At 45.2% G+C, this 13,871-nt stretch carries 10 protein-coding genes; 7 read left to right on the forward strand and 3 right to left on the reverse strand.

Annotated features, from left to right (window positions below):
- Positions 1 to 146 precede the first annotated feature (146 nt).
- From NKI27_RS19175 to NKI27_RS19190, 4 genes are all read left to right on the forward strand, one after another.
- The gene (locus NKI27_RS19175) at positions 147 to 587 is read left to right on the forward strand and encodes a YtoQ family protein (protein WP_265047622.1); all 441 of its coding nucleotides are present in this window, start codon (positions 147 to 149) and stop codon (positions 585 to 587) included.
- A gap of 210 nt (positions 588 to 797) precedes the next feature.
- Complete coding sequence (gene glyQ / locus NKI27_RS19180) at positions 798 to 1,754, forward strand: glycine--tRNA ligase subunit alpha (protein ID WP_265047623.1); 957 nt, start codon at positions 798 to 800, stop codon at positions 1,752 to 1,754.
- Positions 1,754 to 3,826 (forward strand): glycine--tRNA ligase subunit beta, encoded by a 2,073-nt coding sequence (gene glyS, locus NKI27_RS19185; protein WP_265047624.1) that lies wholly within the window; start codon positions 1,754 to 1,756, stop codon positions 3,824 to 3,826. The genes glyQ and glyS overlap by 1 nt, the downstream gene beginning before the upstream one ends.
- A 116-nt stretch (positions 3,827 to 3,942) precedes the next feature.
- Positions 3,943 to 4,857 carry a lysophospholipid acyltransferase family protein gene (locus NKI27_RS19190; protein WP_265047625.1) on the forward strand — a complete coding sequence of 305 codons (915 nt, stop codon included), beginning with the start codon at positions 3,943 to 3,945 and terminating at the stop codon, positions 4,855 to 4,857.
- 52 nt (positions 4,858 to 4,909) lie between these two features.
- On the opposite strand, the gene NKI27_RS19195 is transcribed toward NKI27_RS19190, so the two are convergent.
- Positions 4,910 to 5,674, reverse strand: coding sequence for an IclR family transcriptional regulator (locus NKI27_RS19195; protein WP_265047626.1), 765 nt, complete (start codon positions 5,672 to 5,674; stop codon positions 4,910 to 4,912).
- 150 nt (positions 5,675 to 5,824) lie between these two features.
- Here NKI27_RS19195 and NKI27_RS19200 point away from each other — a divergent pair, with 150 nt between their 5' ends.
- Together NKI27_RS19200 and NKI27_RS19205 are read left to right on the forward strand one after the other, a co-directional pair.
- Positions 5,825 to 6,961 carry an efflux RND transporter periplasmic adaptor subunit gene (locus NKI27_RS19200; protein WP_265047627.1) on the forward strand — a complete coding sequence of 379 codons (1,137 nt, stop codon included), beginning with the start codon at positions 5,825 to 5,827 and terminating at the stop codon, positions 6,959 to 6,961.
- Between the two features lie 3 nt (positions 6,962 to 6,964).
- Positions 6,965 to 10,087 carry an efflux RND transporter permease subunit gene (locus NKI27_RS19205; RefSeq protein WP_265047628.1) on the forward strand — a complete coding sequence of 1,041 codons (3,123 nt, stop codon included), beginning with the start codon at positions 6,965 to 6,967 and terminating at the stop codon, positions 10,085 to 10,087.
- Positions 10,088 to 10,188: 101 nt separating this feature from the next.
- On the opposite strand, the gene rnr is transcribed toward NKI27_RS19205, so the two are convergent.
- Together rnr and NKI27_RS19215 are read right to left on the reverse strand one after the other, a co-directional pair.
- On the reverse strand, positions 10,189 to 12,462 hold the full coding sequence (gene rnr, locus NKI27_RS19210; RefSeq protein WP_320109473.1) for a ribonuclease R: 2,274 nt from the start codon (positions 12,460 to 12,462) through the stop codon (positions 10,189 to 10,191).
- A 259-nt stretch (positions 12,463 to 12,721) separates the two neighbouring features.
- Positions 12,722 to 12,931 (reverse strand): cold-shock protein, encoded by a 210-nt coding sequence (locus tag NKI27_RS19215; protein ID WP_265047629.1) that lies wholly within the window; start codon positions 12,929 to 12,931, stop codon positions 12,722 to 12,724.
- Between the two features lie 266 nt (positions 12,932 to 13,197).
- On the opposite strand from NKI27_RS19215, the gene NKI27_RS19220 reads away from it, so the two are divergent.
- A complete protein-coding gene (locus NKI27_RS19220; RefSeq protein WP_265047630.1) occupies positions 13,198 to 13,869 on the forward strand; it encodes a universal stress protein in 672 nt (223 codons plus the stop codon).
- Positions 13,870 to 13,871 lie beyond the last annotated feature (2 nt).

Consider the following 13,871-nt stretch of genomic DNA (forward strand, 5'->3'; position numbering starts at 1 on the left):
AACTACAATCTTCGGCAAATATTACAGCCGCCGCGCCTGCGATGCAAAACCCCAAAGGCAAATAATAATAGAGGGGGTTAGTTTAAATTCACAATCGGGTAGAATAGACACCATTGTTATTAATGACTTATTAAAAGGATCACATCATGGATTACAGCATTTACCTATCGGGCGAAATTCATAGCGACTGGCGTGAGCAGATTGAAACAGGCATCAAAGAAGCAGGTCTAGATATCACCATTTATAGCCCCGTCACCCACCATGAATCCAGTGATGAGGTAGGCGTTAAAATCCTTGGTGATGAAGCACAGTCATTTTGGAAAGACCACAAGGCTGCAAAAATAAACGCCATTCGCACCAATACGTTAATACAGCGCTCTGATGTAGTTGTGGTTAGATTTGGTGAAAAGTACAAACAATGGAACGCTGCGTTTGATGCAGGCATCGCCATTGGTCTTGGTATTCCGCTTATCGTCATGCATGACCCCGCGTTAACCCACCCACTTAAAGAAATTGATGGCGCGGCGATGGCCGTGACTGAAACACCACAACAAGTTGTGGAAATACTAAAATATATTAGCCAATAAACACGGGACGAGTTGCGCCTCAGTGTAAACACTTCAAAAATGCCAACAAAGCCATACATTGTTGGCTCATTTCTCCTGCTAAGGGCGTGCATAAAAACCATACAGCGCGCTATAATGGCAGGTTTAGCAATATATAATAAGCCGTTCGCGCCTTCAGAATAGCCTGAACGACAATAGAATTCATAAAATAACCGAACTGGTGAACTTTTCGTGACTAGTCAAACCAAACCCGATGCAAGTACCTTTCAGGGCCTGATTATCGCTCTCCAACAATATTGGGCAGAGCAGGGCTGTGTTGTTCTTCAGCCATTAGATATGGAGGTCGGTGCCGGCACCTTCCATCCTGCCACGTTCTTACGCTCAATTGGGCCAGAAACCTGGAACGCAGCATATGTACAACCCAGCCGCCGCCCTACCGATGGCCGCTATGGTGAAAACCCTAATAGACTTCAGCATTACTACCAGTTTCAGGTTGTTCTAAAGCCTTCACCTGACAACATTCAGGAGCTTTACCTAGATTCACTTAAAATGCTGGGGATTGACCCGTTAGTACACGATATTCGTTTTGTTGAAGATAACTGGGAATCCCCCACATTAGGCGCTTGGGGCCTAGGTTGGGAAATCTGGTTAAACGGTATGGAAGTCACCCAGTTTACTTACTTCCAGCAAGTCGGTGGCCTTGAGTGCTTCCCTGTTACAGGCGAAATTACCTACGGACTTGAACGCATTGCGATGTACCTGCAAGGCGTTGATAGCGTTTATGACTTAGTATGGGCAAAAGGCCCAGAAGGCGTTGTCACCTATGGTGATGTATTCCACCAAAACGAAGTTGAAATGTCGACTTACAACTTCGAGCAAGCGGATGTTGAATCACTATTTGCTAATTTCGATAACTATGAAAAAGAAAGCCAGCGCTTGATTGGCGAAGGCTTGCCTTTACCTGCCTATGAGTTAGTACTTAAAGCCTCTCACACCTTTAACATGCTAGATGCACGTCATGCTATTTCAGTCACCGAAAGACAGCGCTTTATTTTACGCGTACGAAGTCTTTCTAGAGCTGTTGCACAGTCATACTTCGACCGTCGTAAAGAATTAGGCTTCCCTTTAGCGCCTGAAGCATTAAGAAATGAAGTATTAGCCAGCCTGAAAGAAGGGGAGAGCAAGTAATGTCTGCACAAGATTTTCTGGTCGAAATTGGTACCGAAGAGTTACCACCCAAAGCCCTCAAAAAACTGTCTACTGCTTTTTCTGACGGCATCCAACAAGGCCTAAAAGACGCGAATCTAGCGTTTGCATCGGTTGAGCTATTTGCGGCACCTCGCCGTTTAGCGGTTCGAGTGAATCAGTTGAGCGACACTCAACCTGATAACAATATTGAAAAGCGTGGCCCTGCAACCAAAGCTGCTTTTGATGCTGATGGCAATCCAACAAAGGCACTTGAAGGGTTTGCGCGCTCCTGTGGTGCCACCGTTGATCAGCTAGAAACCATGGAGACAGACAAGGGTGCATGGCTCGTCTATCGCTCTGTACAAGCGGGTCAAAAGACCGTTGAGCTACTCCCTGAACTTGTCACTAAGTCACTTGCACAGTTACCTATTCCTAAGCGTATGCGCTGGGGTGCACGACGCGTTGAATTTGTACGTCCGGTTCAGTGGGTCATTATGCTATCCGGTTCATCCGTGATTGATTGTGAGATTTTAGGCCATCAAGCCGGTAATCAAACGCGCGGTCACCGTTTCCACTGCAATGAAACGCTCACTATCAATGCGCCTTCAGAGTACGAAAAGACGTTACTAGAAAAAGGCTATGTGATCGCTGATTTTGAGGCTCGCCGCGATAAAGTACGCGCCGGTGTTACCGCCATTGCTGAAACCGTGAATGGACAAGCCGTAATTGATGAAGATCTTCTTGATGAAGTGACCGCCCTAAACGAATGGCCTGTGCCACTCATTGGTCGCTTTGAAGAACGTTTTCTAGAAGTCCCTGCTGAAGCGCTGATTTCTTCTATGAAAGAGCATCAAAAATACTTCCATGTGGTTGATGCCAATGGAAAGATGCTACCTAACTTTATTACCCTCAGTAATATCGAGAGTAAAGACCCCGCTCAAGTGATATCCGGTAACGAACGCGTTATCCGTCCTCGCTTAGCTGACGCGGCATTCTTCTTTGAAACCGATAAAAAACAAACCCTTGAGTCTCGCGTTGAGTTACTAAAGCCGATTGTTTTCCAGAAACAGCTTGGCTCTATCTACGACAAAGTTCAACGTACCTCAGGCTTAGCGGGCAAAATTGCCGTGGCAATAGACGGTGATGAGCAACTAGCACAACGTGCTGGTCTGTTACTGAAGTCTGACCTGGTCTCTGAAATGGTACTCGAATTTACAGACCTTCAAGGTATTATGGGCATGTACTATGCTCAGCATGATGGCGAGCCTGAAGACGTCGCAAGCGCACTAAACGAGCAATATATGCCGCGTTTTGCGGGCGATCAATTACCGTCTACTAAAACCGGTTGTGCTGTCGCTATTGCCGATAAACTTGACTCTTTAGTCGGTATTTTTGGCATTAACCAGCCACCTACTGGCACTAAAGATCCTTTCGCTCTAAGACGCTCTTCATTAGGTATTTTGCGCATTATTGTCGAGAAAGGGCTAAACCTAGATTTGGCTGACTGTATTGAGTGGTCTATTGCTCAACACAGCGATTTACCTGCAGAAAATCTTAAAAATGCTGTTGTCGATTACATGCTAGATCGCTTCCGCGCTTGGTATGAAGAAGATGGCATCCCAGCTGAGGTGTTCTTGGCGGTTCATGCACGCAGACCAACGCGTCCACTGGATTTTGATCAACGCATCAAAGCCGTGAATCAATTCCGCCAGTTACCAGAAGCCGCGGCATTAGCCGCTGCTAACAAGCGAGTGTCTAATATTCTTAGCAAAGTGCATGCAAAAGACTTAGCTATCACGCTAAACAATGATTTGTTAGCGCTTGATGCAGAGAAAGAACTGGCCGCTGCTATTGCTGATCAGGCAGAAAAGGTTAACCCACTATTTGCCGCAGGGAACTACACTGAAGCACTGCAATCATTAGCCTCATTAAGACCTAGCATCGACCGTTTCTTTGACGATGTGATGGTGATGGCAGATGATGAAGCCGTGAAAAATAATCGCTTAGCATTATTGAATCAGCTAAGGTCGCTGTTCTTAAGTGCTGCGGATATATCACTGTTATCTTCATAAGTTTATTTAGCTTGTCATCCTCGCTCAGGCGGGGATCTATAAGGCTTTAACCCTCTAGTGGATTCCCGCCTTCGCGGGAATGACACCTTTTTAAAGACTTTCTCAGGAAGACGCTCATGGCTAAAAAAAATAAGTTCCGCCCCGTCTGGCATCCTGCACTATGGCCTACATGGATCGTTGTTTTCATCTTATTCTGCATCTCATTGTTACCCATGAGCACCAAGCAATCATTCGGTGAAAAACTCGGAAGACTCTTCCATAAGAAACTAAAAGGCCGAACAAAAATTGCCAAAAAGAATATTGCTGCCTGCTTTCCTGAACTCAGCGAACAGGAGCAAGCAACACTGGTAGAAGATACTTTTATTGCCTGTACTAAAGGCTTTTTGGAAACCACCCACTCATGGTGGAGAGATGTTACACCTTATGTAGATAACCTTATTATTACCGGCCATGAGAATCTATTAGACGCTCAAAAGCGCGGTAAAGGCATTCTTTTATTAGGCGGGCATTTCAGTATCTTTGATATCGCATTACCCTTTATTGCCGCTCAGCTGCATAAGCCTGGCTATATGTATCGCCCTAACGATAACCCGGTCATCGACCGCATGATTGAAAAAGGCAGACGCCGTCATTATGGAATTCAGGGGTTTAGCAAAAAACAGCTCAAAGACATGATTGAATATATAAAAGAAGGCGGTAGCGTTTGGTATGCAGCCGACCAAGACTTTGGCCGAAAAAGCACTGAGTTTGTTGACTTCTTCGGTGTCAAAACCGGCTGTATTAGTGCTCCTAGCTGGATAGCGAGAGAATCCGGAGCTTCAGTCATACAGGTGAGCCAGTTCCGTCACCCTAATGGCCAGTATGAAATTGCATTCTCTCCCATTATGGAAGGCTTCGGTGAAGATGACGCAAAAGATGCTCAAGACTGGAACTCATACCTTGAAGCGGCTATTCGACGTCACCCAGATCAGTACCTATGGCTCCATAAGCGCTTTAAAACCAGACCAGAAGGTGCAGAGCCTATCTATTAAAATAGCGATAAGGAGGCTTTAAATAGCCTCCTAACGCCTCCAACAGCCTCATTCAGCCTACTTTAATACTAATCTTTCTTTCAATTTGTGCTTTACAGTCGAACAGCGCGTCCACAAATCGTTGCTCCCCATCCACTCGGTGGCTGGGAACAACAACCGCAACAGCGAACTGTCCTAAGTATGTATCAAGCCTGACTGCAAAGCCGATAATACCTTCGGCGAACTCTTCATGATCCACCGCATAACCTACTTTTGCAACGCGCTCAAGCTCAGTCAACAGCGTTGCCCGGTCTTTGCTGTTACAGGTATTGCGGGGTAGGTTATCAGGTAAGATTTGTTGTCGCTCTTCGGGTGATAAGCCCGCTAATAAGACTTTACCGGCCGCGGTTAGATGCATTGGCACTCGAATACAGCCCACCGGAAACACCACCCTTAAAGGTTGGTCAGCCACAACACGCTCAAGCACTCCCACCTGCTGATGCTCAATATGACATAGCACCACGGATTCTTGTAGATCGTCTGACAACTGTTGTAGAAGGGGTCTGACTATATCGCTGATATCTTGTTGGCAATGTTGCACCAAACGCGACACCGCAGGGCCGATTCGAAATCCACCCCCTGGGCCCACTGACTCGGTTAACCCCTCCATCTCTAACGCATGAACAATACGCTGAACAGTAGAGCGAGGCAGATCAATTTCTTTCGCTATTTCGGCTAAACTCTTACCTTTAGGCTGAATGGCTAAACTGCGCAATATAGACGCGGCTCTGGCAATAACCTGAATCCCACCTTGCTTATCTTGTTCTGGCTTAGCCATATAAAGCGTCTCTTCCCCTCAATTCTATTCAGTTTACTCAAGCAGTGACCGACACGCAAAACAGTTACAAAAATTCTGCTTACAGGTAAAACGTATTTACTGTACCATAATGCAATTCACTGTATCACACTATGGTTATCAGGGGTATCTATGGCAATCGCTACCAAACAGACAAACATTATTCCCATACTTTTCACTGCCGGCTTACTCACAACGGCGGTCTTGCTTAGCGGCTGCGACTTTAATCAAGAACAGGCCAAGCAACCACAACGCCCTGCGCCCGTTGTCGGCGTCTATACGCTAGAAGAACAACCTGTAGAGCTTAATATTACCTTACCCGGACGCACATTGGCATATCGCGTGGCAGAAGTCAGACCACAGGTAGATGGCATTTTACAACAACGTCTATTTACCGAAGGAGGCGAGGTTAAAGCAGGGCAACAACTCTACCAAATTGCATCAGCGCCTTATGAGGCGGCGTATAACCGCGCTTTAGCACAACTTAACAGCAGTAAAAATTCATATGAGCGTAATAAGCGACTTAGAAAAACTAACTCAGTCAGCCAGCAAGACTTAGATAATGCTCGCGCGAGCTATGAAATCGCTCAAGCAGAATTGACCATCACCAAAATTAACATGGATTACACCAAGGTTATCTCGCCCATTAGTGGCCGTATCAGCCGAAGCCTTATTACTGAAGGTGCCTTAGTCGGCATGGGTCAGGCACAACCATTGGCTGTGGTGCAACAAATCGACCCTATTTATGTTGATTTTACCCAGTCAGTCAGCCAGTTACTAAAAATGCAGCAACAAAAAAATATTGAAGTACCCAATGTAAGGCTCCAATTGGAGGATGGCAGCTTCTATACCCAAACGGGCCGCCTAACCCTATCTGAGGTCAGTGTTAATCAGGGTACTGGGTCAGTAACGCTAAGGGCAGAGTTTCCTAATCCAAACTCTAAATTACTCCCGGGTATGTTTGTAAAAGCAGAACTCACCGAAGCCAAGCTAGCAGACGGTATTCTGGTGCCGCAACAAGCGGTCTTTCGTGATCATCTAGGTAACGCACAAGTTTGGGTGATTGACGCTCAAGGTCAGGTACAACTGCGCCGTTTTGTGACACACCGAACGGTCGGCAATGCTTGGTTAGTTGAGTCTGGCTTAGTCGCCGGCGAGCAAGTGATAACCGAAGGGCTGCAAAAGGTAGCGCCAGGCGTTACTCCAACGCTACAACCTGCAGCCAACGTTGAGTTAGTAAAGAGCTTTGCTGCTGACAAGGAGGCATAACCAATGTCGAACTTCTTTATTGATCGGCCTATTTTTGCCTGGGTTTTGGCCATTCTATTAACCCTTATGGGCGTGCTATCGATCAAAAGCTTGCCCGTTAACCAGTATCCTAACGTTGCACCTCCCGCAGTGGCTATTACACTTACTTATCCCGGCTCTGCGGCTCAAACGGTAGAAGATACGGTTACCCAAGTTATTGAGCAGCAACTCAACGGTCTAGACGGACTGCGATATATCTCTTCGGAAAGTAATGGCGATGGCAGTATGAGTATCATTGCCACTTTTGATCAGGGTACTAATCCAGATATTGCACAAGTACAGGTACAAAATAAACTGCAAAAAGCCATGCCTTTGTTGCCTGAAGAAGTTCAGCGACAAGGCGTGCGGGTAAACAAATACCAAAGGAACTTTATGTTGGTTTTTGCCCTCATTTCTGAAGATGGTCGGTTGGATTCTTCTGATCTCGGCGACTTTATTGTTTCAAGATTACAAGATCCCGTTTCGCGTACTTCAGGGGTGGGTGACTATCAAGTATTCGGCTCACCCTATGCGATGCGAATTTGGCTCGATCCAGACAAGCTTTATGCTTATCAACTAACCGTACAAGATGTCATGGCCGCTATTCAAGCGCAAAACGTACAAGTGTCTGCAGGCCAGTTAGGCGGTTTACCCACTCGTCCAGGTGTGCAGCTTTCTGCCGCAGTAATGGGCAAAGTACGCATGAAAAGTGCCGATGAGTTTGCCGAAATTCTATTAAAGGTTAATGCCGACGGCTCACAAGTTCGCTTATCACAAGTCGCTGAAATTGGACTTGGTAGTGAAAACTACTCAATCGCTGCTAACTATAATGGTATGGCCGCCTCTGGCATGGCGTTACGCTTAGCAACAGGCGCAAACTTACTCGATACAGTGGCAGCGGTTAAAGCGACCTTGGCCGAGCAGGAAGCGTTTTTACCCCAAGGCGTGAAAATTGTTTACCCTTTCGACACCTCACCGGTCGTTGAAGCCTCAATTCAGTCCGTACTGATGACGCTGTTTGAAGCCGTGGTACTGGTGTTTTTAGTGATGTTCCTGTTTTTACAAAACTTGCGCGCAACCATTATTCCTACTCTCGCAGTGCCAGTGGTACTACTAGGAACAATGTCAGTGCTATATATGTTTGGCTTTACCATTAACGTAATGACCATGTTTGCAATGGTACTCGCCATCGGCCTATTGGTTGATGACGCTATTGTTGTGGTAGAAAACGTTGAACGAATAATGACAGACGAAGGCTTATCTGCGAGAGACGCTACCATCAAGTCGATGGGGCAAATTCAAGGTGCCTTAGTCGGGATCGGCCTGGTGATTTCAGCGGTCTTTATGCCGATGATCTTTTTCGGTGGCTCGACAGGTGTTATCTATCAACAGTTTGCGGTCACCATCATCACTGCAATGACCTTCTCAGTACTCGTTGCCCTTATTTTCACTCCGGCACTATGTGCCACCATATTAAAATCCAATGGTCACAGTGGCCCAACCACCACAGGGTTCTTTGGTTGGTTTAACCGATTGTTTGATCGCACGGCCGATCGTTACAAGCGAGGTGTCGGTTATATGGTGCTGCACAAAGGCCGTTTTCTACTCGTTTATTTACTGATTGTGGCAGGGGTTGTTGGACTATTCCGCGTATTACCAACTGCCTTTTTACCCAATGAAGATCAGGGTGTAATGATCGTCATGGCACAACTGCCATCAAACTCATCAGCTGAACATACCGAAGAAGTACTCAGTGAAATTCAACAGTACTTTATGGAGCACGAGCAAGATACCGTTAAGGGCGTGATGGCCGTACGAGGGTTTAACTTTGCTGGTCGAGGCCAAAACTCTGGCATTTTATTTGTTATCTTAAACCCTTTTGCAGACCGAGAAAGCGTCGCTAAGAGTGTCTTTGCATTGGCAGGTCGCACAGGTGCTCGGGTTTCGCAAATCAAAGATGCCATTGCCTTTCCGATAGTGCCTCCAGCCATTCTAGAGCTAGGCAACGCGACCGGGTTTGATTTTTATCTTAAAGATAATGCTGGAGCAGGGCACCAGAACCTGATGCAAGCATTAGGTCAGATGCTAGCCAAGGCCAATCAACACCCAGGTTTGATGATGGTGAGACATAATGGTTTACCCGATGAGCCGCAATATCAATTATTGATTGATGATGAAAAAGCCCGCGTATTACAAGTCTCGTTACAAGAAGTCAATCAGACCTTGTCCGCCGCTTGGGGTTCTACCTATGTAAATGATTTTATCGATAAAGGACGAGTGAAAAAAGTCTTTGTACAAGGTCATATGGACGCCCGTATCGGGCCAGAAGATTTTGATAAGTGGTCAGTTAGAAACGCAGAAGGCCAAATGGTGCCATTCTCAGCTTTCTCTAGCGGTGAATGGCGTTACGGTTCCTCTCGCTTACAGCGTTATGAAGGCGTACCTGCAGTACAAATTCAAGGCGCGCCTAGCCCAGGTACGAGTACTGGCGAAGCGATGCAAATATTAACTGAGCTGGCAAAAGACCTGCCTCACGGCATCACTCTAGAATTTACAGGGTTGTCCTTTGAAGAACGGGCTGCAGGCTCACAAACCATGATGCTATATGCGTTAGCCATCATCGTTGTATTTCTATGCCTAGCGGCGCTTTATGAGAGTTGGACAGTGCCATTCTCAGTAATCTTAGTCATCCCCATTGGGGTGTTAGGTGCACTGACTGCCACCTTGCTACGAGACTTGAACAATGATGTCTTTTTCCAAGTAGGACTGTTAACCACTATGGGGTTAGCGGCCAAAAACGCCATCCTAATCGTGGAGTTTGCAAAAGATCTTTATGATAAGCAAGATCGAACACTGTTAGAGGCGGTTACAGAAGCCGCTAGACTGCGTATTCGACCTATTATCATGACTTCGCTGGCGTTTATATGTGGTGTTATACCGCTGGCCATTGCAACAGGTGCAAGTAGCGGCAGCCAACATGCCATTGGTACCGGTGTAGTGGGCGGAACCCTTGCAGCTACGTTCTTGGCTGTATTCTTTGTACCGTTATTTTTTGCAGTGATTAGCGGAGTCTTTAGCAAGAAAAAGAACTCCACGCCTGCTGAGTAATCATTAATAAAGATAAAATCGCGCCAAAGTGGCGCTCCTATAAAATAGATACACTTAGGGGCGTCACATTTATAGAGCTTTAAGGAAACAATATCCTTAGATTATGCCACTTCAGTGTTCACTGAAGCCAATACCGTAAAATCCATTTTTTGCTGTTTCATATCGACCTTGTTTAACACAACCTCAATATTATCACCCAGTACATAACACACTTTGCCATTGCTTAATTGCTGTTTGCCTGCATCAAACGTTAACCCTTCACTGGCTAAGCTAGAGATATGGACTAAGCCTTCTGCGATACCTTGATCCAATTCAACGAAAAAGCCGAAGCTGGTAACGCCAGAAATAGTCCCTACAAAGCTTTCGCCCTTGAACTGTTCCATATATTGGCATTTTAGACCGTTTTCAACTTCGCGACTGACGTCATTAGCTTGGCGTGATTGCTCCGAACAATGCAAAGCTAGGGCAGCTATTGCCGCTTTGTCATAAGGGTAGCTTTTTGTTGATAACGACTTACCCGACCGCTTACTCAATCCAAACCAACTCAGTGCTCGCTGCATGCCACTTTGAGGCGTACCTTTTTGGGACCCCGCACTGCGGATTTTAGCCCGAATAGCACGATGAGTTAACAAGTCGGGGTAACGTCTAATTGGTGAGGTAAAGTGCGCATAAGCATCGTACGCTAAACCAAAATGCCCTTGATTATCAGCGGTATACTCAGCTTGACTTTGTGAACGCAATAATTGGGTACGAATCACGCTCGCATCACTTCGGTGACCAATGCTATTTAAAAGCTGATGGTAGTCGCTCTGTGTTGGTTTTTCAGCACCTCCCAAACTTAACCCTCTTTCCAATAAAAATGCGCGTAAAAGTGTTAGTTTTTTCGCTTGAGGACCACCATGCACACGAAACAAACTGGGTATTTTATGATGATCCAAAAACTTAGCCGTTGAGACATTTGCGCACAGCATAAACTCCTCAATCATCCTGTGTGCATCATTTCGATTAACAGGAGAGATACTGGCAATTTTACGCTTTTTAGTAAGGTTGAATTTGAATTCTTGTGTTTCAAAATCAATCGCCCCTCGCTGCTTACGGGCTGCAATCAACACGCCAAACAGTGAGTGTAAATTTTCAATGTGTGGCACAACGTCTGGCGTTGTCTCGTTAACTTTTCGGGCGAGTCTAGAGCCTTGCTTAGCTATCACGGCATAAGCCTGATCATAAGTCAGTCTGGCATGCGAATGGATCAAACCTTCTGTAAACGTAGACTGGGTCATAACACCCTGAGGGTTGATGGTCATATCGCACACCATCACCAAACGATCCACATTCGGATTTAACGAGCAAAGCCCGTTCGACAACGCTTCTGGCAACATCGGCACAACATGGCCTGGGAAGTATATCGACGTTGCGCGTTGTTGTGCTTCAACATCTAGCGCGTCGTCAGGCTGAACGTAATGCGATACGTCAGCAATAGCCACCATTAAACGCCAGTCGCCTGATACGGTTTTTTCACAATACACCGCATCATCGAAATCTTTAGCATCGGAGCCATCAATAGTCACAAACGGTAAGTGTCGGTAATCAACCCGCGATGCTTTATCGTTATCAGACACATCAATGCCCAGCGTGTCAGCATGGTCAAGCAATGCTTCATTCCACTCCCCTGATATACCGTGACGACAGAGGGCTAACTTAATATCCATATCGGCATCTTGAGCGTTGCCAAGCACTTCAGTGATTTTAACTAAGGTATTGTTACGATAGTTAGGGTAGTCAACAATTTCAGTGTTCACGTACTGACCGGTTTCTGCATTCAACAAAGAATGGCCGTCTACATCGATTTTATGAGAGATCTTACGGTTGTCAGGTATCAAATAGAATTGCTTACCATTGCGCTTAAGCTGGCCGACAATTTGAGTGGTTTTACGCTCAACAACTCGGATTAACTTATTATAACTGTTATGCCTATCTGACCTTGCATCGACCAATACTTCAACGATATCACCGTCAAAAACAGCGTTCAGCTGATTTTTATGAACGAAAAGGTCTTTTTCGAGATCAGGATTAGAGACAAAGCCAAACCCATCAGAGTGAATGCTCACAGCGCCCGTGACCAATGAACGTGGGTCAATTAACTGATAACCTTTGCGCTGATCAAACATCAGCTGGCCGTCGCGCTCCATAGCACGTAACCGTCTTCTTAAGGCTTCTTTTTGGTCGGCGTTATTAAGGCTTAACTTGTGGGCTATCTGATCACGGTTTAACTGTTTTTTAACCTGATCAAAGAGGCTCATGATGAACTCACGATTAGGAATAGGGTTTGCGTAGGTCTTATTATTAGATTGTTCGATATATGTATTTAAAATAATTTAATTCTCTTAAAACCGCCAATGGCTTTGAGCTATGTATCTTCGAACTAGAGGGTATAAATGACCGCTATGTAGGCAGATTGGGCTGATTAAAGCTAAGGCAGGTATGACTCAGAGTTTCTGAATCTTATATTGAAGGGTTTGCGGTGTTACAAACCAGATATTAAGTGAGAAGCTCTTATAGAGCTCGTCACTTAATTTGCTCAAGTGAGCTAGGGCAAAAGTAGGTGATTAATCGACCTCAGTTGCCTTTAATTTTTTATACGCAGAGAATGTTTTCTGCTTGTGGGCCTTTTTGGCCTTGTGTGACGTTAAACTCTACACGTTGGCCTTCTGCCAATGTTTTAAAGCCGTCACCAACAATTGCACTGAAGTGTGCAAATACATCTGGGCCTGATTCTTGTTCGATAAAACCAAAACCTTTAGACTCATTGAACCATTTAACTGTGCCAGTCGTTGCATTAGACATAATAGATATCCTAGAAATAAAAAAGTGCGCCTTAAAATAGGCTGTAAAGCGGGAAGAAAACGTAAAATTTACTGAGAATATCGCGAGGAGTTATTGCTAAAAACTACGAGGGCATACAAACATAAAATTTGGCTTTCTCTCAAGCCGGACTACACAGTAACACCAAATCAATGAAAGATACAAGACTTTTAAATGACTAGATTCTCTTTACGCTCTATTTGAGCCTATAATGAGAAATATTTGAACGGCTGCCAAGGATGTTTGTCATGAATCTTTTCAGAAATATTGTTTATGTGCTTAGTGATCAAACCAACGCGTCTTCACCCTCGCTCATTCGAGCCATTGCACTCGCAAAATCTAATCAGGCGGACTTAACCTTATTAAGAGTACTTCCAGATGTGTCGCCGTTTTTTAAGTCCAATAAAGTCAGCATTAGTGAACAAGACCTGCGCAATAAGGTACTAGAAAAAGAAAGCCTTAACCTTCAACGTATTACGTCCACTTTAAAGGTTGAATTCAATGTAATGACAGAGCAGGTTACAGGCAAACGCTACATTGAGATTATCCGCCTGGTTCAATCAAAAGGCTACGACTTAGTTATTAAAGAAGCTGATGATATCGATTGGCTTGATCACTTACTGGGTCGCGATGACATGCACTTACTGCGAAAATGCCCTTGCCCTATCTGGCTCATGAAACAAGACGAAAAACTGGAATACAAGCAAATTATCGCAGCCGTTGACTTAGAAGACAGCATTGAGAACTTTAATAAAGAATTAAACTTTACGATACTTAAGTGTGCAAGCTCACTGTCATTGTCAGAATTCACAGCGCTTCGTGTTGTAAATATCTATGATGTCCCTCTGGCTGGATTTATCAGCCAATGGGTAGATCAACCAGAACAAACAAAAAAGAACTATATGACGCAGAGTATATAAAA

The organism is Alkalimarinus alittae (assembly GCF_026016465.1).
GTDB lineage: Bacteria > Pseudomonadota > Gammaproteobacteria > Pseudomonadales > Oleiphilaceae > Alkalimarinus > Alkalimarinus alittae.

What these genes read in the sequence shown, in the direction of transcription:
- NKI27_RS19215 (WP_265047629.1), bottom strand. Translation starts at nt 12,931, where the DNA reads ATGTCTAATGCAACGACTGGCACAGTTAAATGGTTCAATGAGTCTAAA.
- NKI27_RS19205 (WP_265047628.1), top strand. Translation starts at nt 6,965, where the DNA reads ATGTCGAACTTCTTTATTGATCGGCCTATTTTTGCCTGGGTTTTGGCC.
- NKI27_RS19195 (WP_265047626.1), bottom strand. Translation starts at nt 5,674, where the DNA reads ATGGCTAAGCCAGAACAAGATAAGCAAGGTGGGATTCAGGTTATTGCC.
- NKI27_RS19200 (WP_265047627.1), top strand. Translation starts at nt 5,825, where the DNA reads ATGGCAATCGCTACCAAACAGACAAACATTATTCCCATACTTTTCACT.
- NKI27_RS19190 (WP_265047625.1), top strand. Translation starts at nt 3,943, where the DNA reads ATGGCTAAAAAAAATAAGTTCCGCCCCGTCTGGCATCCTGCACTATGG.
- NKI27_RS19175 (WP_265047622.1), top strand. Translation starts at nt 147, where the DNA reads ATGGATTACAGCATTTACCTATCGGGCGAAATTCATAGCGACTGGCGT.
- glyS (WP_265047624.1), top strand. Translation starts at nt 1,754, where the DNA reads ATGTCTGCACAAGATTTTCTGGTCGAAATTGGTACCGAAGAGTTACCA.
- NKI27_RS19220 (WP_265047630.1), top strand. Translation starts at nt 13,198, where the DNA reads ATGAATCTTTTCAGAAATATTGTTTATGTGCTTAGTGATCAAACCAAC.